The 22,559-nt window shown below is 52.2% G+C and carries 18 protein-coding genes; 17 read left to right on the top strand and 1 reads right to left on the bottom strand.

Annotated features, from left to right (window positions below; all coding sequences use genetic code 11):
- The first annotated feature begins 9 nt into the window (after positions 1–9).
- The 12 genes from F3J37_RS14300 to tssE all read left to right on the top strand — a co-directional run bounded on the left by F3J37_RS14300 (position 10) and on the right by tssE (position 14,860).
- The gene (locus F3J37_RS14300; protein WP_166933995.1) at positions 10–2,250 is read left to right on the top strand and encodes a hypothetical protein; all 2,241 of its coding nucleotides are present in this window, start codon (positions 10–12) and stop codon (positions 2,248–2,250) included.
- A gap of 11 nt (positions 2,251–2,261) precedes the next feature.
- Positions 2,262–3,134 (top strand): formylglycine-generating enzyme family protein, encoded by an 873-nt coding sequence (locus F3J37_RS14305; RefSeq protein WP_166933997.1) that lies wholly within the window; start codon positions 2,262–2,264, stop codon positions 3,132–3,134.
- Between the two features lie 35 nt (positions 3,135–3,169).
- Positions 3,170–4,036 (top strand): formylglycine-generating enzyme family protein, encoded by an 867-nt coding sequence (locus F3J37_RS14310; protein ID WP_166933998.1) that lies wholly within the window; start codon positions 3,170–3,172, stop codon positions 4,034–4,036.
- 136 nt (positions 4,037–4,172) lie between these two features.
- The gene (locus F3J37_RS14315) at positions 4,173–4,439 is read left to right on the top strand and encodes a PAAR domain-containing protein (RefSeq protein WP_166934000.1); all 267 of its coding nucleotides are present in this window, start codon (positions 4,173–4,175) and stop codon (positions 4,437–4,439) included.
- Between the two features lie 5 nt (positions 4,440–4,444).
- Complete coding sequence (locus tag F3J37_RS14320) at positions 4,445–5,593, top strand: KPHS_23130 family T6SS system protein (protein WP_166934002.1); 1,149 nt, start codon at positions 4,445–4,447, stop codon at positions 5,591–5,593.
- Between the two features lie 3 nt (positions 5,594–5,596).
- Entirely contained in the window at positions 5,597–8,836 is a 3,240-nt protein-coding gene (locus F3J37_RS14325) for an ImcF-related family protein (RefSeq protein WP_240154104.1), read from the top strand.
- Between the two features lie 27 nt (positions 8,837–8,863).
- Complete coding sequence (locus F3J37_RS14330; protein ID WP_166934003.1) at positions 8,864–9,409, top strand: DUF3592 domain-containing protein; 546 nt, start codon at positions 8,864–8,866, stop codon at positions 9,407–9,409.
- A gap of 87 nt (positions 9,410–9,496) precedes the next feature.
- Positions 9,497–11,089 (top strand): type VI secretion system protein TssA, encoded by a 1,593-nt coding sequence (tssA, locus tag F3J37_RS14335; RefSeq protein ID WP_166934142.1) that lies wholly within the window; start codon positions 9,497–9,499, stop codon positions 11,087–11,089.
- A 25-nt stretch (positions 11,090–11,114) separates the two neighbouring features.
- Positions 11,115–12,884, top strand: coding sequence for a type VI secretion system baseplate subunit TssF (gene tssF / locus F3J37_RS14340; protein ID WP_034826134.1), 1,770 nt, complete (start codon positions 11,115–11,117; stop codon positions 12,882–12,884).
- Positions 12,848–13,927 carry a type VI secretion system baseplate subunit TssG gene (gene tssG / locus F3J37_RS14345; protein ID WP_166934005.1) on the top strand — a complete coding sequence of 360 codons (1,080 nt, stop codon included), beginning with the start codon at positions 12,848–12,850 and terminating at the stop codon, positions 13,925–13,927. The genes tssF and tssG overlap by 37 nt, the downstream gene beginning before the upstream one ends.
- Positions 13,908–14,432, top strand: coding sequence for a type VI secretion system lipoprotein TssJ (gene tssJ, locus F3J37_RS14350; RefSeq protein ID WP_166934007.1), 525 nt, complete (start codon positions 13,908–13,910; stop codon positions 14,430–14,432). The genes tssG and tssJ overlap by 20 nt, the downstream gene beginning before the upstream one ends.
- A 2-nt stretch (positions 14,433–14,434) precedes the next feature.
- Positions 14,435–14,860, top strand: coding sequence for a type VI secretion system baseplate subunit TssE (gene tssE, locus F3J37_RS14355; RefSeq protein WP_182059038.1), 426 nt, complete (start codon positions 14,435–14,437; stop codon positions 14,858–14,860).
- A 103-nt stretch (positions 14,861–14,963) separates the two neighbouring features.
- On the opposite strand, the gene yaaA is transcribed toward tssE, so the two are convergent.
- The gene (gene yaaA, locus F3J37_RS14360) at positions 14,964–15,737 is read right to left on the bottom strand and encodes a peroxide stress protein YaaA (protein ID WP_166934009.1); all 774 of its coding nucleotides are present in this window, start codon (positions 15,735–15,737) and stop codon (positions 14,964–14,966) included.
- 213 nt (positions 15,738–15,950) lie between these two features.
- Between yaaA and tal the strand changes: the two genes are divergently transcribed.
- From tal to dnaJ, 5 genes are all read left to right on the top strand, one after another.
- Positions 15,951–16,904: a transaldolase gene (tal, locus tag F3J37_RS14365; RefSeq protein WP_166934011.1), complete on the top strand. Its 954-nt coding sequence runs from the start codon at positions 15,951–15,953 to the stop codon at positions 16,902–16,904.
- Between the two features lie 123 nt (positions 16,905–17,027).
- On the top strand, positions 17,028–17,615 hold the full coding sequence (gene mog, locus F3J37_RS14370) for a molybdopterin adenylyltransferase (protein WP_034826120.1): 588 nt from the start codon (positions 17,028–17,030) through the stop codon (positions 17,613–17,615).
- Positions 17,616–17,728: 113 nt separating this feature from the next.
- Positions 17,729–19,030, top strand: a complete 1,302-nt coding sequence (locus F3J37_RS14375) for an MFS transporter (RefSeq protein ID WP_166934013.1) — start codon at positions 17,729–17,731, stop codon at positions 19,028–19,030.
- A gap of 212 nt (positions 19,031–19,242) precedes the next feature.
- The gene (gene dnaK / locus F3J37_RS14380; protein ID WP_097118312.1) at positions 19,243–21,153 is read left to right on the top strand and encodes a molecular chaperone DnaK; all 1,911 of its coding nucleotides are present in this window, start codon (positions 19,243–19,245) and stop codon (positions 21,151–21,153) included.
- Between the two features lie 103 nt (positions 21,154–21,256).
- Positions 21,257–22,402 (top strand): molecular chaperone DnaJ, encoded by a 1,146-nt coding sequence (dnaJ, locus tag F3J37_RS14385; RefSeq protein ID WP_034826114.1) that lies wholly within the window; start codon positions 21,257–21,259, stop codon positions 22,400–22,402.
- Positions 22,403–22,559 lie beyond the last annotated feature (157 nt).

Consider the following 22,559-nt stretch of genomic DNA (forward strand, 5'->3'; position numbering starts at 1 on the left):
GGAATCACCATGTCGGATACTCCAGCGAATTCGCAAACATCTGCAGTCCCTAAAGGCATCCCCGCTAAAAGCTCTGGGGAGGTTGAAGTCTATTTTCATCCTGGTAGTGCAACGTTGCTCTGCGTGCCTGCTGCGGAACATGAGGCTTTTCTCAGTGAACAAAATTTGCTCACGCGTTCAATGGAAGCAGTGATCAAAGCCAAGCAAGAGTATGAGTTAGACGCAGACCGAGCGATTGAAATTAGAAAAACAAACATCGCTCAGGCAAACACATTGCTGGAGAGTGCGGCTGAAAAAGTGAACCAGGCCAGTGAAAAGTTACGCGACTTACTTAAAACTCTTACACCGGATGTAGAAGAGGGGAAATTACTCTCCTCCGGTATGAGTTCGGCGGGAATAGGGTTGATGGAGTTAATCCCTGCTTCTAAGAAAGGCGTAATGGGTTTTAAAAAGACGTATGTGCGATCAGACAGAATAAGTAATCACTGGCGAACCTATCAGTTAAAAGACTCCGAAAAAAAATCAGGCGGTAAGAGCTTTGTAAAAAAGGAAACTTACACCACGGAGCCAGACGAACACGGCCGTACAGAAGAGCGCACACGGCTGGTCGTTGATCATGAGAAAATCGTTAAGGCCATTAAAGACACACGGCCGAAAATGAAACTTGCTGGCGATGATATTAAACTGATGGATGATGTGAATATCATCATCGGAAGTTGGTCAAAGGCGATGAATACCCGCTTAAAGAAATATCTTGAGCCTGAAAACGAAAAATTTGCCCAAAGTGGGGATGTTGATCTTAGTGTTGCCGCGCAATTAATGCGCTTTAGTGCCGGTGCTGGATGTAATGGCGAATACAACCCGCTTAACAAGCAATTGAACGGTAAAGTGAAAGGCAACGCCAGCTTTGTTTTGGGGGAAGCCAAATGCGAGAGAAAATGGCATTTTCCGAATAAAAGTGGAAGTACCTTTCTTTATCCAGACCGACAAGGCAAGGAAGCATCTTTAGGTGCTTTTAAATTTGTCCTTACTTATGGGCTGACTGGTAGTGTTGGTGCCAGTGTAGCGGTTGAGGCTGGTGTAACAGCAGATTGGGGTACTAAAACGGCGGAAGGTTATGGCGTTAGAGGGGCCTCGACACGCTTGCGCCCAGGACAGAATCAGCATGATATTTCGAGGTCTGCGGTTGATGCTGATGTGGGTGCTGACTTAGGCGTATTTGCTGGGTTAGAAATTGGCGGCAATATAGCTGGAAGTGTGGAGTGGAAATCTCCAGAAGAAGGCAAGGATTTTGTGAAGTTTGCAGTGATTAAGCCGGGGGTAAGTCTTCAGCTGGGAGCAGGTGCCAGCGCCACTTTTCACCTTACCTATCTGAAAGGAAAATTTCGCATACTTTGCAAAGCTGCCTTGTGTTGGGGGGGCGGCGCTAAAGGACAAGTTGGGTTAGAGATTAACATTGCGGAATTAAAAACATTTTTTGAGTGCTTTACAATAATGTTGCGAAATGTTGATTATCAGAAAATGGAAAAGCAAATCCCTTCTGAATCATACAAAAGCATCGTTATGATACCAATAATTGCATTAAGCGCTGGGGTTCAAAGTACGCAAGATTTATATAATAAAATAGGCAGTGTTGTTAATAAATTTCCGTCAATGATCGATTTGAGTGAAGCGTTAGGTGAGGCAATATCATCGGCAGAACGAAGGAGATTGTTAATGGAGTCAATTAATAATGATCCTGATTCTTTGAAATATTCAACCCCTGAAACCAAAGGATCTATTATAGCATTACTAATTGATAACAATTTTGTGGATAGAATAGATCCGAGGAATGATAACTGGAATTTAACTGAATGGAACGCATATAAAATTGGCGTGATGAAATTACGCAAGCAGGCTGTGTTCAACGCCCTAACATGGGTGCAGTCAAAAAAAGATTATGAAAATGTTATGCAGCATCTTTCAATAATCGCTGGTAATAAATCTGGAAGCTGGCAAGTTAATCAAGATAAAGTTATAAAATTTCTAGGTGAAGGCGAACAGGCTTGGCTGGGAAATTGGTCTACGCAATATGCAGAAAAAATAAATTTACTCTATCAGCGCTTGCCAGACGGCAGTGATATTGACCCTGCTTCTCCTTTAAAATCAATACCGAAATCATACATGGATGATTATCTCGCCTTACTGGATAACCAGACAAATATGCAGTTTGCTTATTTGCAGTCTAACGAAAAGGAAAGCATAGCCTAATGAGAGTTCCAATGAAAAAGCTAACGTTAATGGTTGTAATGTCTTTTCTATTAAGTTCTTGTGATGGAGAAGCAGCGAAAGATTCCACCGGCCCTCAACGCGATTTAGTTGAGCGCTCGCTGGCTAATATGGTTAAGGTCAAAGGTGGAACGTTTGAAATGGGTGATTTCGGCCCATTAACTGATGAAAAATTGCCCATTTCACTTGGCGACGATGATAAAGTGCTGCATGAAGTTACGCTCGATGATTTTAGCATCAGTAAATACAAAGTAACCTGGAAGGATTATGATGTCTATTTACACGCGAAAAATCTGTCACGGCCTGATGTGCCGCCAGGTTATGAAGACGACAGAGAGAAAATACAGGCACCAGATGTGCCTGCTGCTTTAAACTGGCAACAGGCTCAGGATTATTGCCACTGGTTAGGTGAAGTTTCTGGAAAAAAAATAGCCTTGCCCACTGAAGCACAATGGGAATATGCTGCCCGTGATGGTGGTAAATATGTAATTTATGCTACGGATAATGGGAAGTATGAAGAGGGAAGGAATGTTCCTTCAACCGAACAGCGTGAAGAAATGATTTCAGGATCGTTCAACTATCCAGTGGGTAAATATCCAGCTACGCCATTAGGTTTATATGATATGGCCGGGAATGGAGTAGACTGGATGCAGGATTGGTACGCAAAAGACTATTATTCCCACTCAGCTAAAAAAAATCCCACAGGCCCTGAAAATGGAACCAAAAAAGTCATAAGAGGTTATGAGGGCGGAGGCGGTGCTTTGAGTAATCAGACCGTATTTCGTAAATCAAAGGAGCCTACCCTTGGCAACAGAAACTGGTACATACCCTATTACAATGCACGCTGCGCAATAAATAACCAGTGATTTATTTAACTGGTATTTAATAACTGGAACTAAAGATGCTTAAATATTTAGCCATCATTTCACTATTGCTGCTAAATGCCTGTGACGGGAACAAGGACGTTAAAACAGCTCATTTACAGCAGGATCTGGTAGATCGCTCACTGGCTAATATGGTTAAGGTCAAAGGTGGAACGTTTGAAATGGGGGATTTTGGCCCATTAATTGATGAAAAATTACCCATTTCACTTGGCGACGATGATAAAGTGCTGCATAAAGTTACGCTCGATGATTTTAGCATCAGTAAATACAAAGTAACCTGGAAGGATTATGATGTCTATTTACGCGCGAAAAACCTGTCAAGGCCTGATGTGCCGCCACCCTTTGAAAATGACAGGGAGAAATTGCAGGCACCCGATATGCCTGCTGCTTTAAACTGGCAACAGGCGCAGGATTATTGTCACTGGTTAGGTGAAGTTTCTGGGAAAAAAATAGCCTTACCCACGGAAGCACAATGGGAATATGCTGCCCGTGATGGTGGTAAATATGTAATTTATGCTACGGATAATGGCAAGTACGAAGAGGGAAGGAATGTTCCTTCAACAGAACAGCGTGAAGAAATGACTTGGGATATGTTCAATTATCCAGTGGGGAGATATCCACCTACGCCATTGGGCTTATATGATATGGCCGGGAACGGAGTGGACTGGATGCAGGATTGGTACGCAAAAGACTATTATTCCCACTCAGCTAAAAAAAATCCTACAGGCCCTGAAAATGGAACCAAAAAAGTCATAAGAGGTTATGAGGGCGGAGGCGGTGCTTTGAGTAATCAGACCGTATTTCGTAATTCAAAGGATCCTACCCTTGGCAACAGAAACTGGTACTTACCCTATTACAATGCACGCTGCGTGATAAATAATTAATAAAACAAAGCGTAAAGTGGCACTATTTAAATTGGGTGGGCTGCCTCGATTTGCGATTAACAATTCATTTCAATCATTATCGGTGATGTTTTTTAAAAGATGTCACGCTAAACTTTGACTTCTAAATGAGGTTTATATGGCCAAAGGCGTCATTTTACTTGGTGATAAAACATCGCATGGTGGCCAGGTAATATCAGCTTCATCAACGCTTATAGTTAACGGAAAAAAGGTCGCTTTGATTGGGGACGAAGTAAGTTGCCCACAAAGCGGTCATGGTGTAAATAAAATTGTTGAAGGTGCTAGTGACTGGATTTCAGATGGCAAAGCAGTAGCGCTGGATGGGTGCCATTGTGAGTGCGGTTGCCAACTAATATCAAGCGTCACTGAGGTTGGCGAAGGGTAATAATGATGAACTGGAATAAACCGTCGTTGACAGTAAAACCTGAGCCACAACCTCCTTCGTTGATCAAATGGCTTGGCGCATTGATGTTATTAATGCTTTCTGTCATCTCTATATTCAATCTAACCTCGATTTTTCAACCTGACTTGTTCAAGTCGCGGCATCTTTTGTTTGCCGCGAGCATGGTTGTAGGTAGCGGATTGCTGGCTCTGTTTGTTCGTTACTTAACCTATTCCTTTAAGCATAATGGCTGGCAAGCCTGGGAGCAGGAGAGGTTAAATATCGAAGGCGCTTGGGAAAAATGGTCAAATCGATATGTGGCTTTGTTCGCTTCGTATGTGTTTATTCCTGGAAATATTACGGCTAACACCATAGCCAAAGCTGAAGCCAGTATTGAGACAAAAAATGGTTTAGTCCAAAAAATTGATTATTTTCCAAGTGAGGATGGCGAAAAAATCACGCTGCTTTTAAAGAGCATTAATATCCCCCTCTCGCAACTTCCCCCAAATACAGCAATTCATATTAAATTACTGAACGATCTTTTACCTGGCAGACGTACTGCGTTTATGAAAGTGTTAGCTGAGATCTGGCAATCTCAATTTCCTTTACACCCAATAACGACGCTGACAGAACTTTCAGAGAGTTATGCTGATAAGTTGCAAAGTATACAGCAGAGTAAAGATGAAAGTATTAATGTTATTATGATTATGCAACAAGATGACCGAGAGCGTTATTCAGACGCCATGGGGGTTTTTATTTTAGCCAGTGATGATGTTGCGGAAAACGTAAATTTATCCACGGCAGCCAGACTTTTACGTCCTCTATTCACTTCATCCCAAAAACTTGAAACTGAGTTATTAACGTTTTTTTCCACACAGACAGCGGCGAAAGCGGCCAGTGGTTGTTATTGCGCGCAGCAACAGGGGCTTAGGCACAGTGCTGTATTAATGCAGCAAAGCCATGCTGCCAATGGCGCACTACAGATCAATCAAATACGTGATGTTGAGCGTTTTGCCGGGCTGGCTGGCCCAGCAGCACCGTGGCTGGCTCTTGGCTTAGCTGCTGATACCTCATCTATCACGCAAACCGCATGTCTGATGCTTGCGGAGCATCAAAACGGCTGGCTTATCCATGCCGTGCAATCAATGGAGTCATAGCGCATGGTTAACAGCAAATGGAATAAAGCGGGTATTTTTACCCTGTTCGCGATGGTAACCGCCGCTTTGGGGGGCGTTATTTGGCAGTATGGCGGCCAGCTGGGGCTTGATAACGGCGGTACTAAAATCATTGTGTGGCTGTTGTCAGCGATTGTCGTGCTGTGTCTGCTTATGATCCCGGCAGCGACGTCGGTGTTTCATTTGGCCCGGGCCAAAGGCAAAGCCAGGCGTGAAGAGCTCTACCCCGCAGTTGAACCCAGAACGAGCAGCCATCCAGCCATTCCTTTACACGAACTGCAGCAACACCTTCGCTACCGCTATGGCCGCAACTGGGGACGTCGTGTCCAACTGCTGATGGTGTTGGGTGAAAGCCAGCACGTAGAACAGCTGTTGCCGGGGTTGATACAGCAGCAGTGGCTGGAGGGTGAGGGCAATGTGCTGATTTGGGGTGGCAGCGCTACAGCAGCACCAGATAGCGACAAGATTGCCGCGCTGCGCAAGCTGCGTCGTCAGCCGCTGGATGCGGTGATCTGGGTGAGTGACGATCAGCTGGCACGTCAGTCGGCACAGGTTGATGCGGTATGCCGCCAGTTGCACCAGCACTATCGCGCCCTGGGTTGGCAGCTACCGTTTTATCTGTGGGAGGTGCAGCAGAGCCATTGGCAGCAGGATGCACGCATTACCCAGCCGGTAGGGTGTCTACTGGCTCACAACGCATCGCCGGAATCACTGGGTGAGGGGCTGCAAGCTTTGACGCCGCAGCTTAGCCGCCAGGGCATGCAGCAGATCATGCAGAATAACAGTCACGATTTTCTGCTGCGTCTGGCGCAGCAATTAGCGAGCAGCGGTGCACAGCGTTTGAAACAAAGCTTGCAGCCGTTGCTGGCAGGGCCACACAGCTTGCCACTGGCAGGCGTGATGTTCAGTCTGCCACAAACCACCCCTCACACACTGGCTGCTCATAGCTGGTTAGCCGATGGCAGCTGGCAGAGTCTGTTGGCGGATGTGCCTCATCGCAGTGCTCGTCGATTAGGTGTCGCGTGGGAAAAAGCCGCACAGTGGGGGATGATCAGTTTAGCGGCGCTATGGGGCGCAGGCACACTGGGCGCTTATCTCACCAATCGTCATCAAATAAACAGCAGTCAGTCGCTGGCACAGGTCGCGGTGAAGCCTCATTCTTCATTGGACCAGCATATTTTGCATCAGCTGGCACTACAGCAGCATATTGCCCGTTTGCAATATCAAGCCGCGCAGGGCGCACCCTGGTATCAACGCTTTGGCCTCGATAGCAGTCGCCAGCAACTGGCCGCGCTCTGGCCATGGTATGCACGCAGTAACAATGAATTGATGCGCAATGCCACCGCATCCCATCTTGAGCAACAACTTGCCGCGATGCCAAAAGTGGCTAGCCGCAGTGATTACAACCATCTCAAAGCGTTACTGATGATGGCGCATCCAGAAAAGAGTGATGCGGCGTTTCTCAGTAAGACCTTATTGAGCAGTTGGCCTGAACGTGCAGACGTTGATGCAGGCTTGTGGCGCACCAGCGCACCGGCTTTATACGGCTTCTATGCGCAGAATCTGCCGCAGCATCCGGCGTGGCGTATCACACCCGATGCCAGTCAAATTAGCGCAGCGCGTCGCACCTTATTACGCACCACTGCAGCACGTAGTCTGGAAGACAAGCTGTATCAGCAGATGATGCATCAGCTCGTTCCTGCCTTCAGCGACATGACCCTGAACCAGATGGTTGGCGATACTGATGCCGCCGCACTGTTCACCACCGATGACGTCGTACCAGGGGTGTTTACGCGCCAGGCCTGGGATCAACAAGTGAAGGCTGCTATTGCCAAACTGGTCGATCAGCGTCGGGAAGCCTTCGATTGGGTACTGAGTGATAACAGCGCAACAGCAGCGGATGACTTGTCGCCTCAGGCGCTACAAGCGAGACTCACTCAGCGCTACTTCATCGATTACGCGGATGCCTGGCAGCATTTCCTCAACAGTCTGCGTTGGAACAGTGCGGAGAACCTCGCTGATGCCATTGACCAGATGACATTGATGACCGATGCGCGCCAGTCCCCACTGGTGGCGTTGATGAACACGGTACAGTACCAGGCACGTGCGGGGGAATCGCTGGCTCCTGATGCTAAAACATTGTTTAGCGCCGATGCCGTCGCAGGCAAAGCGCCAACCACGTTGCCAGAACCGCTGGCAGCTTCGTTTGGACCGCTGCTTGCGCTAAGCAAGGGCGATGCGGGCGGGCAGGGCAACAATAACCTCAGCTTGCAAACCTTTATGACGCGTGTGAATCGTGTACGTCTGAAACTGCAGCAGATCACCAACGCGGCCGACCCGCAGGCCATGGCGCAGTCTCTTGCCCAAAGCGTGTTTCAGGGGAAATCGGGGGATTTGGCGGACACCCGTGATTACGGCAGTCTGATGTCAGCCAGCCTCGGTCAGGAGTGGAATGGCTTTGGTGATAATGTCTTTGTGCGTCCGCTGGAGCAGGCCTGGCAGCAGGTGCTGTCACCGACTTCGGAAAGTCTGAATAGCCAGTGGCAGCAATCGATTGTCAGCGAATGGGAGAAGTCTTTTGCCGGGCGCTATCCATTTAATGCCACCCAAAGTGATGCCTCTCTGCCGTTGTTGGCGAAATACCTGCGCAGCGACACCGGGCGCATTGATGCCTTTATCAAATCACGATTAAGCGGTGTGTTGCATAAAGAAGGCAACCAGTGGGTGCCGGATGCCATCAACAGCCAGGGCATGCAAATCAACCCGAACTTCCTAAAAGCGGTGAACCAGCTCAGTGCGCTTTCTGACATTCTGTTTGCCAGCGGTGATGCGGGAATGCGATTTGAGCTGATGGCACGCCCTTCACGCAATGTAGTACAGACCGACATCACCATAGATGGACAGGACATCAAGTATTTTAACCAGATGGAGAGCTGGAGCGCGGTGAGCTGGCCGGGCAATGTCTTCAAGCCTGGCGTATTGCTTAACTGGTCAAGTGTCAGCGCCGGGAGTCGCCAGTACGCCGATTATCAGGGAAGCTGGGGGCTGATTCGCTTGCTGGATCGCGCGACGGTGAAGCAACTCGATAGCAGCCGCTATCAGTTGACCTTCGCCGCACAGGATGGCTTGCCGTTGAATTACATTCTTCGCACTGAAGCCGGTTCCGGCCCGTTAGCGCTGCTGGCGCTGAAGGGATTCCGATTACCTCAGCAGATCTTTTTGTAATCCATGAACAAATCCACAAGAAAACGTGTGCGCCGTAAGTGGCTAAAGCGGAAGCAGCGCGAGCAGCGTATAGATCTGCGCATTATGCGCGGGATCTTTTTTGGTGCACTGATAGGTATCGTGTTTTTCAGCTTTTTTGGTGTGAGGGGGCTTTGGCACTCATGGCACCAAATGATGTACTGGCAGAAAACCGAAGGTGTGATTGTCGATTATATTGAAAGGACGCGCTGGAAGACAAAAAGCGACGGCGATTACTCCTGCGAAAATGGCGTCTGTTACTTTGGCTCAGAGCGCGTCACTCGTATCCCGATTGTGGAATATCGCTCGGCAGACGGTCAGCTCCGGCGTGTCAAAACGAGTAATTACAGTTGGCTCGTCAGCGTTCAACGCGGCAATCGTGTCACCCTCTACTATGATCCACAACACCCTGAAAATGCGCGGATGCTGTCGTTTTCCGGCGGGTTAGTGATGCTAGCAGGCTTACTGCTGCTTATTGTGTTCCTGGTCAGAGTGATGCTGGCTACGCGTCACCATATTAGAGCGCCCAATCCTGACAGCAGCGCGTCATCGTAATCGCCACCATTGTCTGCACGAGCGCGTACTAACGAACGCGATAACCTTCGAGCCGCTATCCATCTCTTCAGATTAAACACCATCATGATGTTACAAAAACTGATTCAACGCTGCTTCGGGCAGCGCGATGCCGATCAACAGGCGCAACAGCAGCTTGCAGCGTGGCAGCCGTGGCTGCAGCCCATAAGCGCATCCTCTCCCGTTGGTGAAGATCCTTCGTATGAAGATGATTTCCAGCTAATGCGCGAAGAGGTCAACAAACTCTCTGGCGTGGATACCGCACTGATCGCCCAGCTGGCAGAAAAACAGCTGACGCAACAGTGCAAGGATGTCCGTGTCGCCACCTATTACTGCTGGGCGAGATTGCATCAGGAGGGCGATGCCGGACTGGCGGCAGGCATCACGCTGCTGTCGGGTCTGGTGGCAAACTTCGGTGAGCAACTGCTGCCGGCCAGAGGCAAAAGCCGTAAGGCCGCGCTGGAGTGGTTGGCGGGGAGCAAAGTACAGGACAGCCTTTCGCTGTTTCCCAAGGCCAATCGTGAGGCAATTGAACAAGCCATCGCCGCCCTCGGTCTGCTCAACAGCCAGTTTGCAACGTGGGAGGTCACCAATCAGCCCGATCTGGATGGGTTGGTCAAAATGCTGGAAACCCGTCTGCAGCTGGCGGGCGGTGCCAGCCAGCAAAGCCCGCAGGGGGCACCCACCACAGAGTCATCGGCGGCGGCAGTGCAGAGTGCACCGGTTGCAGTGACCCGGATTCAGTCGGGCCGTGATCTGATCGATCAGGCGCGAGAACTGACCCGCTACCTGCGCGACCAACCGCAGGGCTGGCTAGCCAGTTCGCGCATGATGCGCAGCGTGCGTTGGGATACGGTGCATCAACTTCCGGCACAGGATAGCAGCGGCAATACACGCCTGATCCCGCCGCGTAGCGAACTTCGCGCCCAGTTGAAACGCCTGCATCTGCAACAGAGCTGGATGGAGTTGCTGGAGCAGGTGGAACGCATGTTTATCGAGGGCGTGAATCACTTTTGGCTGGATCTGCACTGGTATGCCAATCAGGCGCTGAGTAAATCTGGCCATCCTTATTCGCAGTGGGCGGAAATCGCCAAACGCGACCTCGGCATGTTTCTTGAGCGTTTACCCGAGCTGGAAAACCAGCGCTTCAACGATGGCACCGCCTTCGCGGATGACACCACGCGCCAGTGGATTGCCCAGCACGTGCAGGGTAATCAGCCGCGCTGGCAGCCGGAAACGCGCGTGGTCAACAGCGGCGCGGGTTATGACATCGCCGCGCTGGAAGAAGAGGCGCTGACTCGCGCCGATAGCGATGGCCTGGATGCGGCGCTGCGCTGGATCAGTGACGCGCCGGAGGTCAGCACACGTCGCGAGCGCTGGTTGCAGCGATTGCTAATGGCGCGCGTGGCGGAGTCCTGCGGCAAAAATGATATGGCACAGCATCTGCTGAGCGAACTGGATCGGGGCGATCAGTCGCTGCGTCTGGAGCAGTGGGAACCCACGCTGCTGTTTGAGGTGAAAGCACGTCTGCTAAAGCTGTTGCGCCTGAAACTGCAACGTAGCGAAGGAGATAAAGCTGCGCTATCAAGACAAATCGACGCACTGCTAGCGGGCCTGGTCGCCATCGACCCGGTGCAGGCAGCGGTGCTGTTTAACACCTGATACGACAAGAACCAATGAGGTTTACATGGATGACTTAACGCTGCGCTACTACGAAGCGGAAATGCGTTATCTGAAAGAGGCTGCACACGAGTTTGCCCTGGCGCATCCCGATCGTGCCGCGATGCTAAATCTGGACAAAGTGGGTGACCGCGACCCTTACGTGGAACGTCTGTTTGAGGGCTTTGCCTTTTTGATGGGCCGCCTGAGAGAGAAGCTGGATGATGACCTGCCAGAACTCACCGAAGGGTTGGTCAGCCTGTTGTGGCCGCACTATCTGCGCACCATTCCGTCTCTGTCGATTGTCGAACTGGCGCCGCAGCACCGGGCGATGAAAGTCAGTGAAACCCTCGACAGCGGCTTTGAAGTGATGTCGCAACCAGTGGGCAGCAAAGGGACGCGTTGTCGTTATCGCACCACGCAACCCATGACCATCAATCCGCTGACGCTGAGCGATGCCTCACTCCAAACCGAGGCGGATGGACGTTCAATGATCCGTCTGCGCTTTGATTGCAGCGCCTTAGCCGACTGGCGTGAAGTGGATTTGAGCGCTTTGCCGCTCTATCTCAATGCCGATACGCCCGTAGCGTCTGCATTGCACCTGGCATTGACCCGACAAACTCACGCGATTTATCTGCGCTATCCCGGCCAGCCAGTGCCCGATCGCCGTCGACTGGACGGATATTTTTCGCCAAAGGGCTTTGACTCAGAGGATTGTCTTTGGCCGAAAAGCGACACCGCATTTAGCGGTTACCAGCTGCTGCTGGAGTACTTCACCTTCCGCGAGAAGTTTATGTTTGTGGCGCTTAATGGCCTCGAACAGGTGCTGCTGCCCGCCTCATTGCCGTGGTTCGAAATCGACATTGTGTTGAGCGAGCACTGGCAGTATGACCTGCCGTTTAACCGCGACAGCTTCCGCCTGCATTGTGTGCCCGTGGTGAATCTGTTCACGATGGATGCCGATCCTCTCACCATAACTGGGCTGGAAAACGAGTACTTGCTGCGGCCACTGCGTGTGCAGGATGGACACACCGAAATTTACTCGGTGGACTCCGTGCGATCCTCCAAGCGTGCCAACGAGCAGGAGTATGTGCCTTTCACCAGCTTCCGCCATCGTGGCGGGATGCTGCGGCACAATGCGCCAGAGCGTTATTTCCACACGCGTGTCCGACGCGGGCCATCCGGTTTGCACGATACCTGGATCATTCTCGGTGGCGACGCGTTTGAGGATGATAAGCAGCAGGCGGGCGAAACCCTGTCGCTGCGCATTACCGGCACCAACGGTCAGTTACCGCGCAAAGCGCTGCGCAGCACCTTACTTGACACCGCGTTGCAAACTACCCAGGTGCCGCTGCGGGTGCAAAACCTTTGCGCGCCAACGCTGCCTTGTTACCCCCCGGCAGAAGATCGTTTTCACTGGCGCATCCTGAGCCATCTGGGATCAAACTTCCTGAGCATGATGGACAACGCCGAGGTGCTTCGCGGCACGCTGGCGCTGTATGACTGGACCGACAGCGAGATGAACCGCCGCCGTCTGGAAGCCATTGTGGAAGTGAAACACCATCTGATTCAGCGCTTTGAGCAGGGCTTCTTGCTACGCGGCGTGGATATCGAAGTGACCCTCAACAGCGATGGCTTCAGCGGCGAGGGCGATATCTGCTTGTTTGGCGAGATGCTAAATCAGTTCTTTGCTCGTTACGCTGATATTCATCTTTTCAATCAGTTAACTTTGATTTTGCAACCTGGAGGACGATGCCTGCGATGGAAAGAGAATCACAGCCAGCGAATTCCGGGGTGATTGCGCGGATCGCGCCGGTGATCCACAAAACCAATTTTTATCGCTTCTGTCAGCTGGTGGAAAATGCCAGTGCGGGTACTGCGCCACTGGGATCGACTTCATCGCCCGCCAACGATCCGCTGCGCTTTCGGCCGCATCCGGGCATGGGCTTTCCCAGCAGTGAGATGAAACGCGTCGAGTGGGGTGAAACACCGGATCAGTTGCCTTCTGTGCGCACCACTTTCCTGGGCTTATACGGCGTGGACTCGCCACTGCCCACGCGCTATCTCGATGACATTGCCCAGCGCCGCGAAGGGCATCAGGCGATTGAAGGCTTTCTGGATATTTTTAACCACCGCATGCTGACGCAGTTTTATCGCATCTGGCGCAAATACTCTTATCCCGCCAGCTACGAAGCGGGCGGCAGCGATGCCACCTCACAGTGTTTACTGGGGTTGATCGGTCTGGGCATTCCAGGATCGGCACGTAAGATCGCCACGCCCATGTCGCGCTTTCTTGCGCTCCTTAGCACCATGCGATTGCCGACACGTACCGCAGAAGGTGTGCAGTCGCTGGTGACGCTGTTGGCCCCGCATACGCGCGCGCGGGTGATCGCCCACTGGCCGCAATCGGTGCCGCTGGCGCAACCCGCCGGGTTTAATCCGCAGCAACGCACCTTACTGTCACAACGCCAGGTGCTGGGCAAGGTCGGTGTCGATGCCAACAGCCAACTGCTGTTGAAGCTCTATACCGCTGATGCCGAAGAAGCGCGTGGCTGGCAGCCCGGCGGTCAACTGCACAGCGACCTGCTGGTGCTGCTGCGGGTATACCTTGGCTGGCGCTGCAGCGCCAAACTCCAGCTGACGTTACCGCACAGCGTACTGCCCGATGCCCGGCTGCAGCGCCACCATGTGCAGCTGGGGCGCAGCGCGATTCTGGGCTTCAGCGCCAAACGCAAGCCAGCATCGCTGCCGGACAACATCACGATAAACCTGGATGTCTACCAGGGACTGACTCCTAATCCTGTTCAACGAGAGGCCATTGATGGCGGTTATCAATTTTAAATTCGCGGCAGTAACGATGATTGGCGTAGCGCTGCTCAGCGGTTGTGGTTTGACGCAGAGTGTTTCCGAAGGCACGGCTTCAATGACGCGATCCATTTTCTATAAGAAGATCACCACGCTGCATCTTGATTTCACCACACGCAGCGGCGTCAACAGCGATGAAGGTGATGTACCGCTCGCCACGCTGCTGCGGGTTTATCAGCTGAAGGATCGTCAGGCGTTCGATAAAGCCGATTATCAGACGCTGTTAACCCAGGCGGACAGCACGCTAAAAGGCGACCTGCTGGCGCAACGTGATGTCACCGTCATGCCGGGCGGCAGCGTGTCACTGGATGTGCCGATGGATAAAGAAGCCAAATACGTCGCTGTGGTCGGTTTGTTCCGCTCGCCTGATTTACAAAAGAACAGCTGGCGTTTGGTGCTGGATCGCGACGATCTCGATGCTGATGATGCGCGGGTGATCGTGCTGGGCAATGGCGATTTAGCGTTGAAGCACAAGGAATAGCGATGAATCCTTCGCTGTATGAAATGCTCTCCTTCAACTTTGAGGGGGAGTTGGATCTGAATCAGGTGGATGAGCGGGAGCAGGTGATCCTGTCGGTGCTGGATAACATGCAGCGCATTCTCAACAGCCGCGCTGGATCGCTGGCGCATCTGCCCGATTATGGTCTGCCGGATATGAGCGTGATTCTGCAGGGATTGCCCGCCACCGCGCATCGGCTGATGGCGATCCTGCGCTACACGCTGCTGAAATATGAGCCCCGACTTAAAGAGGTGCAGCTGACCTTGATGGAACAGCGCACGCCGGGTCATCTGCGCTATACGTTAGAAGCTGAGTTAAAGCAGGTGGGACTGGTGCGTTTTGGCACCGAGTTTATGCCCGAAGGCCGCGTGCTGGTACGGCATCTGCGGCAGAAAGGTCATTTGCGCTAGAGATAAGCGTGATAAATCACGCCGCTACGGTTAACTGCCGGTCATGAGTTCAGGTCGCCATTGGGGCGACCTGATTTTCATGTGCACCGAATGGTACGCCAGACTATTGCTCGTGGCGCTTAAACACCAGTTCGTTACCCTTGCTCTCATCAGCCGCAAAGAAATAGCCATCGACATCAAACTGTTTCAGCTGCTCGGGCTTGCTCAGGCGGTTCTGAATCACATAGCGGCTCATCAGGCCACGCGCTTTCTTGGCGTAAAAACTGATCACTTTAAACTTGCCGTTCTTCTCATCAAGGAACACCGGCTTGATCAACTCACCGTTCAGTTGCTTCGGCTTCACCGCTTTGAAGTACTCATCAGATGCCAGGTTGATCAGCACCTCATCGCCTTGCTCGGCCATCGCTTCATTGAGTTTCTGCGTCAGTAAATCACCCCAGAAACCGTAGAGATCTTTCGCCGCCGGGTTGGCCAGCTTGATGCCCATTTCCAGACGATAAGGCTGCATCAAATCCAGTGGGCGCAGCACGCCGTATAAACCGGACAGCATGCGCAGGTGCTGCTGGGCAAAATCGAAATCTGCATCACTGAACGTTTCAGCCTGCAAACCGGTGTACACGTCACCTTTAAACGCCAGAATTGCCTGACGCGCATTTTCGAGCGTGAAGGGCGGCTGCCACTGGTTGAAGCGATCGGCATTCAGATGTGCCAGTTTGTCGCTGATGCTCATTAGTGAACTGATCTGCGCCGGTGAAAGATCGCGCGCAACATCGATCAGTTGTTGTGATTTTTCTAACAGTGTTGACTGCGTAAAGCGCTGTGTCGCCAGCGGGCTTTCAAAATCCAGTGTCTTCGCTGGCGAGATAACCATCAGCATCGTGTTTGTCCTTGTTGACCCGCCTGTTTACAGGGGATTGGTGGGAATTAAGTTGCGACGAGTGTAGCAAAAAAGCTGCACGGATCGGCAAATCGCTCCCATTTGTTAGCGCTATCGTAATGAGGCACTTCGTGATGTTGCGCACTGAATTGTGCGTGATATTATCCCAACAGCCTTTTACACCCTGACAGTCAACCTAAGAGAAAGAGAACCATGACGGACAAACTTACTTCCTTGCGTCAGCTGACTACTGTGGTCGCCGACACCGGTGATATCGCGGCGATGAAGCTTTATCAGCCGCAAGATGCGACCACCAACCCTTCTTTGATCCTCAACGCCGCTCAAATCCCTGAATACCGCAAACTGATTGACGAAGCTATTAACTGGGCACGTCAGCAGAGCAGCAACAAAGAAGAGCAGCTGGCACTGGTTTCTGACAAGCTGGCCGTCAACATTGGTCTGGAAATTCTGAAACTGATCCCAGGCCGTATCTCTACCGAAGTTGACGCACGTCTCTCCTACGACACCGAAGCGAGCATCGCGAAGGCACGTAGCCTGATCAAGCTGTACAACGATGCGGGCATCAGCAACGACCGTATCCTGATCAAACTGGCCTCAACCTGGCAGGGCATCCGTGCTGCTGAGCAGCTGGAAAAAGAAGGCATCAACTGTAACCTGACTCTGCTGTTCTCCTTCGCGCAGGCGCGTGCTTGTGCTGAAGCAGGCGTGTTCCTGATCTCGCCATTTGTAGGCCGTATTCTCGACTGGTACAAGCAGAACACCGATAAGAAAGAGTACGCTGCGCATGAAGATCCAGGAGTGGTGTCGGTGGCGGAAATCTACAACTATTACAAACAGCACGGTTATGAAACTGTGGTAATGGGTGCCAGCTTCCGTAACATCGGTGAAATCATCGAACTGGCCGGCTGTGACCGTCTGACCATCTCTCCGGGCCTGCTGAAAGAGCTGGCAGAGAGCGAAGGCGCGGTTGAGCGCAAGCTGAGCTATACCGGTGAAGTCAAAGCGCGCCCTGCGAAAATGACCGAAGCTGAGTTCTTCTGGCAGCACAACCAGGATCCAATGGCCGTGACAAAACTGGCTGAAGGTATCCGCAACTTTGCCATCGATCAGGGCAAACTTGAGAAGATGATCGCCGAACTGCTGTAAGGTGATTTGCCGTGGCGGCACCCGTCGCCACGGTTTTACGCTTTCCCCTCGCTTCCGCTTTGTATTATCCTTTTTGCATTCCCCTTCAATTGCCGCATTGCGGTCAACCACAGCGATAACTTAATGGATACTTTACGTATTGGATTAATTTCCGTTTCCGATCGTGCTGCTAATGGCATTTATCAGGATCAAGGCATTCCGGCGCTGGAAAGCTGGCTCGCCGCCGCGCTGACTACCCCGTTTGAAATCGAAACCCGTTTAGTGCCCGATGAGCAGCCGATGATTGAACAGGCGATCTGCGAACTGGTCGATGAACTGTTCTGCAATCTGGTGTTGACCACCGGCGGAACCGGTCCTGCGCGCCGCGATGTGACGCCCGATGCCACTTTAGCGGTCGCCGATCGTGAGATGCCGGGTTTTGGCGAACAGATGCGCCAAATCAGCCTGCAGTTTGTGCCAACCGCGATCCTTTCGCGTCAGGTGGGGGTGATCCGCAAGCAGTCGCTGATCCTCAATCTGCCCGGCCAGCCGAAATCCATTAAAGAGACGCTGGAAGGGCTGAAAGCGGAAGATGGTGCAGTAAAAGTGCCGGGCATCTTCGCAGCTGTACCTTATTGTTTACAGTTGCTGGAAGGGCCGTACGTGGAAACCAACCCCGCAGTGGTAGCAGCATTTCGCCCCAAAAGCGCAAGGCGTGAGACAAACGTCTGAAAATCGCCGTTTTCAGGCATAAAATCCAGCGGTGCTGGTGTGGCGAAATATTGACGGTATAGTAACTCCAGCTTTACAACCATACTGACTTTGCCTCTGGATACCGCACGACTATGGATGCACACACAACGCGCCGTCTCAACGGCGAGGATTATAAAACCCTGTCGCTGGCCGCCCTCGGCGGGGCGCTGGAATTCTACGACTTCATCATCTTCGTTTTCTTCGCCGCCGTAATTGGCGAGCTATTTTTCCCGCCGGATATCCCAGAGTGGTTGCGTCAGGTGCAGACCTTCGCGATTTTCGCCGCCGGTTATCTGGCGCGCCCTCTGGGCGGCATCATCATGGCGCACTTTGGTGACAAAGTTGGGCGCAAGAAGATGTTTAGTCTGAGCATTCTGTTAATGGCGTTACCCACGCTGGCAATGGGCGCACTGCCGACTTATGCCAGTATTGGCATCGCAGCGCCGATTTTGATGCTGCTGATGCGCGTGCTGCAGGGCGCCGCGATTGGTGGCGAGGTGCCGGGTGCGTGGGTCTTCGTGGCTGAACATGTGCCGGAAAAACGCATCGGTTTTGCCTGTGGCACGCTGACAGCAGGTTTAACGGCGGGCATTTTGCTGGGTTCGCTGGTGGCGACGGTGCTGAACACCACGCTTTCACTGGCTGCGATTCGCGATCACGGCTGGCGCATTCCGTTCTTCCTCGGTGGCCTGTTTGGTTTGCTGGCGATGTATCTGCGCCGCTGGTTGCATGAAACGCCGGTGTTTAAACAGATGCAGGAGCGTAAAGCGTTATCCGAGAAACTCCCGCTGCAAACCATTCTGACCAGCCATAAGCGCGGGATTGTGGTGTCGATGTTGGTCACCTGGCTGCTTTCGGCCTGCATTGTGGTGGTGATCCTGATGGCACCCACATTAATGCAGAAGCAGCATGCGATTCCCGCAGCGTTAAGTCTGCAGGCGAATAGCGTTGCTACCATCATGTTGCTGATTGGCTGCGTCGTCGCTGGCTGGCTGGTGGATCGCTTCGGCGCGGCATTAACGCTGATGGGCGGTTCGTTGTTGTTGGCCATCTTCAGCTGGAACTTCTTCCATCAACTGGGTGGCTCGCCTGAGATGCTGTTCGTCTGGTACGGCCTGGCGGGATTGAGCGTGGGCGTGGTGGGTGTGGTGCCCTTTGTAATGGTCAAAGCGTTCCCGGCGGCGGTGCGTTTCACCGGCATCTCCTTCTCATACAATGTGGCCTATGCGATTTTTGGCGGTCTGACACCGATTAGCGTGACGCTGATGATGCAACTCACGCCGATGGCGCCGGCCTGGTATGTGCTGGCGTTGGCGCTGATTGGCTTGCTGGTTGGCCTGTGGCTGCAGAGCGAAAAACAGCGATCGACGCTGCTCAATCAGGTGAATGTCTAACCTAAGGCGCGTAAGCGCCTTTTTCTTTTCCGCATTTTTTTAAAATTATTTTAGTTTTAACCCTTGATGCGCTCTGAAGCGGCCCCATTTACTTGTCATCGAGTGATGTCAGGCAGCAAAAAAAGCCTGTCACAGCAGTTGAAAAGGGTCAGTTTGACCGCACATCTGCTAACAACGCTAATTGACAAAGAATTTAAGTGGGAGACGTTTAGATGGGTAAGATTATTGGTATTGACTTGGGTACAACCAACTCATGTGTTGCGGTTATGGATGGTGGTAAAGCACGTGTGCTTGAAAACGCCGAAGGCGATCGCACCACACCGTCAATCATTGCATATACACAAGATGGCGAAACTCTGGTCGGTCAGCCGGCTAAACGTCAGGCGGTGACTAACCCGCAGAACACCCTGTTCGCGATCAAGCGCCTGATTGGCCGTCGTTTCCAGGACGAAGAAGTGCAGCGTGATATTAAAATCATGCCTTACAAAATCATCGGTTCTGATAACGGTGACGCATGGTTGAACGTGAAAGACCAGAAAATGGCACCACCGCAGATCTCTGCTGAAGTGCTGAAAAAGATGAAGAAAACCGCGGAAGATTTCCTCGGTGAAGCGGTAACCGAAGCGGTTATCACTGTTCCAGCTTACTTCAACGATGCACAGCGTCAGGCAACCAAAGATGCCGGCCGTATCGCGGGTCTGGACGTAAAACGTATCATCAACGAACCCACCGCAGCCGCACTGGCTTACGGTCTGGACAAAGGTCAGGGCAACCGCACTATCGCGGTATATGACCTGGGTGGTGGTACTTTCGATATCTCTATCATCGAAATCGATGAAGTTGATGGCGAGAAAACCTTCGAAGTGCTGGCAACCAATGGTGATACTCACCTCGGTGGTGAAGACTTCGACAGCCGTCTGATCAACTACTTAGTCGCGGAATTCAAGAAAGATCAGGGTATCGATCTGCATAACGATCCGCTGGCGATGCAGCGTCTGAAAGAAGCGGCTGAAAAAGCGAAGATTGAACTGTCTTCAGCACAGCAGACCGACGTTAACCTGCCGTACATCACTGCAGATGCAACCGGTCCTAAGCACCTGAACATCAAAGTGACCCGTGCGAAGCTGGAATCACTGGTTGAAGATCTGGTGACCCGTTCTATCGAGCCACTGAAAGTTGCGCTGCAAGATGCAGGTCTGTCTGTTTCTGATATCAACGACGTAATCCTCGTTGGTGGCCAGACGCGTATGCCAATGGTTCAGGCCAAAGTCACTGAGTTCTTTGGTAAAGAGCCACGTAAAGACGTGAACCCGGATGAAGCCGTTGCTGTTGGTGCTGCGGTTCAGGGCGGTGTGTTGGCCGGTGAAGTAAAAGACGTTCTGCTGCTGGACGTAACCCCGCTGTCGCTGGGTATCGAAACCATGGGTGGCGTGATGACTTCGCTGATCAGCAAGAACACCACCATCCCAACTAAGCACAGCCAGGTGTTCTCAACCGCTGAAGATAACCAGTCTGCCGTGACCATTCACGTGCTGCAGGGTGAGCGTAAGCGTTCAGGTGATAATAAATCTCTGGGCCAGTTCAACCTCGACGGTATCCAGGCTGCACCGCGCGGTATGCCGCAGATCGAAGTGACCTTCGATATCGATGCCGATGGTATCCTGCATGTGTCTGCGAAAGATAAGAACAGCGGTAAAGAGCAGAAAATCACCATCAAAGCTTCTTCAGGTCTGAACGAAGAAGAGATCGAAAAAATGGTGCGTGACGCAGAAGCGAATGCCGAGTCTGACCGTAAGTTCGAAGAGCTGGTGCAGACGCGCAACCAGGGTGACCAGATTGCGCATAGCACCCGTAAGCAACTGGATGAAGCCGGTGACAAACTGTCTGCTGAAGACAAAGCACCGATCGAGTCTGCGCTGACCGAGCTGAACACCGCGCTGAAAGGCGAAGATAAAGCAGAAATCGAAGCCAAAATGCAGGCTCTGATGGAAGTCTCAAGCAAACTGATGGAACTGGCGCAGCAGCAAGGACAGGCGGGCGCAGCGGATGCTGGCGACGCTTCAGCGAAGAAAGATGACGATGTTGTCGACGCTGAATTCGAAGAAGTTAAAGATAAAAAATAATTGCCCCTGACCGGGCGCGACGGCTGGCCTGACAGCCGTTGAAACCAGCACGGGCGTAGGAGATCTCTCCACGCCCGTGCGATCATGTTAAGGGCAGAACAAAATGGCTAAGAGTGATTTTTACGAGATCTTAGGCGTCTCTAAATCCGCAGATGAGCGTGAAATCAAAAAGGCCTATAAGCGCCTGGCGATGAAATACCATCCGGACCGTAACCCGGACAATAAAGAAGCCGAAGCTAAGTTTAAAGAGATTAAAGAAGCCTACGAAGTCCTGACCGATGCGCAGAAGCGTGCGGCCTATGACCAGTACGGCCATGCAGCCTTTGAACAGGGTGGCATGGGCGGTGGTGGATTCGGTGGCGGCGGCTTTGGCGGCGGCGGTGCTGACTTCAGCGATATCTTTGGCGACGTATTTGGCGATATCTTTGGTGGTGGACGCCGTCAGCGTGCTGCCCGTGGCGCCGATTTACGCTACAACATGGAGCTGTCGCTGGAAGAAGCGGTACGCGGCGTGACCAAAGAGATCCGCATTCCTACCCTGGAAGAGTGTGATGTCTGCCACGGCAGCGGGGCTAAAGCGGGTACGCAGCCACAGACCTGTTCGACCTGTCACGGTGCAGGCCAGGTGCAGATGCGCCAGGGCTTCTTCACCGTGCAGCAGGCGTGTCCGACCTGTCACGGTCGTGGTTCGGTAATCAAAGATCCGTGCAACGCCTGTCATGGACATGGTCGCGTTGAACGCCAGAAAACCTTGTCAGTAAAAATCCCGGCAGGCGTGGATACCGGCGATCGCATCCGTCTGAGTGGCGAAGGTGAAGCGGGTGAACATGGTGCACCAGCAGGCGATCTGTACGTTCAGGTCTCGGTGAAGAAACACCCGATCTTCGAGCGTGAAGATAACAATCTGTACTGTGAAGTGCCGATCAACTTCGCGATGGCGGCATTGGGTGGCGAGATCGAAGTGCCTACTCTTGATGGTCGCGTGAAGCTGAAAGTGCCGTCTGAAACGCAAACCGGCAAGCTGTTCCGCATGCGCGGTAAAGGCGTGAAGTCGGTGCGTGGCGGAGCCGTTGGCGATTTGCTGTGCCGTGTGGTAGTGGAAACGCCTGTTAGCCTCAACGACAAACAGAAAGCGTTGTTGCGTGAGCTGGAAGAGAGCTTTGGCGGCCCAACGGGTGAGAAAAACAGCCCGCGCTCTAAAAGCTTCTTCGATGGTGTGAAAAAGTTCTTTGACGATCTGACCCGCTAATCGGGTAAGTGGTTCACAATGAAGCGGGGAGGCGACTCCCCGCTTTTTTTATGGCTGTGATTTAATAGATCGTTATTACCGATCTATAAACGAGACATAAGCTGCTTTTAACGAGGTATTTACGCCGCTAAACTAGCCGCTAAAAATTGTCCTGCTC

Origin of the sequence: Candidatus Pantoea communis (assembly GCF_011752685.1) — a bacterium.
Lineage (GTDB): Bacteria > Pseudomonadota > Gammaproteobacteria > Enterobacterales > Enterobacteriaceae > Pantoea > Pantoea communis.

What these genes read in the sequence shown, in the direction of transcription:
- tssF (WP_034826134.1), top strand. Translation starts at nt 11,115, where the DNA reads ATGGATGACTTAACGCTGCGCTACTACGAAGCGGAAATGCGTTATCTG.
- F3J37_RS14320 (WP_166934002.1), top strand. Translation starts at nt 4,445, where the DNA reads ATGAACTGGAATAAACCGTCGTTGACAGTAAAACCTGAGCCACAACCT.
- tssE (WP_182059038.1), top strand. Translation starts at nt 14,435, where the DNA reads ATGAATCCTTCGCTGTATGAAATGCTCTCCTTCAACTTTGAGGGGGAG.
- F3J37_RS14300 (WP_166933995.1), top strand. Translation starts at nt 10, where the DNA reads ATGTCGGATACTCCAGCGAATTCGCAAACATCTGCAGTCCCTAAAGGC.
- tssJ (WP_166934007.1), top strand. Translation starts at nt 13,908, where the DNA reads ATGGCGGTTATCAATTTTAAATTCGCGGCAGTAACGATGATTGGCGTA.
- F3J37_RS14310 (WP_166933998.1), top strand. Translation starts at nt 3,170, where the DNA reads ATGCTTAAATATTTAGCCATCATTTCACTATTGCTGCTAAATGCCTGT.
- F3J37_RS14315 (WP_166934000.1), top strand. Translation starts at nt 4,173, where the DNA reads ATGGCCAAAGGCGTCATTTTACTTGGTGATAAAACATCGCATGGTGGC.
- F3J37_RS14325 (WP_240154104.1), top strand. Translation starts at nt 5,597, where the DNA reads ATGGTTAACAGCAAATGGAATAAAGCGGGTATTTTTACCCTGTTCGCG.
- yaaA (WP_166934009.1), bottom strand. Translation starts at nt 15,737, where the DNA reads ATGCTGATGGTTATCTCGCCAGCGAAGACACTGGATTTTGAAAGCCCG.
- tssA (WP_166934142.1), top strand. Translation starts at nt 9,497, where the DNA reads ATGTTACAAAAACTGATTCAACGCTGCTTCGGGCAGCGCGATGCCGAT.
- dnaJ (WP_034826114.1), top strand. Translation starts at nt 21,257, where the DNA reads ATGGCTAAGAGTGATTTTTACGAGATCTTAGGCGTCTCTAAATCCGCA.
- tssG (WP_166934005.1), top strand. Translation starts at nt 12,848, where the DNA reads ATGGAAAGAGAATCACAGCCAGCGAATTCCGGGGTGATTGCGCGGATC.
- tal (WP_166934011.1), top strand. Translation starts at nt 15,951, where the DNA reads ATGACGGACAAACTTACTTCCTTGCGTCAGCTGACTACTGTGGTCGCC.
- mog (WP_034826120.1), top strand. Translation starts at nt 17,028, where the DNA reads ATGGATACTTTACGTATTGGATTAATTTCCGTTTCCGATCGTGCTGCT.
- F3J37_RS14375 (WP_166934013.1), top strand. Translation starts at nt 17,729, where the DNA reads ATGGATGCACACACAACGCGCCGTCTCAACGGCGAGGATTATAAAACC.
- F3J37_RS14305 (WP_166933997.1), top strand. Translation starts at nt 2,262, where the DNA reads ATGAAAAAGCTAACGTTAATGGTTGTAATGTCTTTTCTATTAAGTTCT.
- dnaK (WP_097118312.1), top strand. Translation starts at nt 19,243, where the DNA reads ATGGGTAAGATTATTGGTATTGACTTGGGTACAACCAACTCATGTGTT.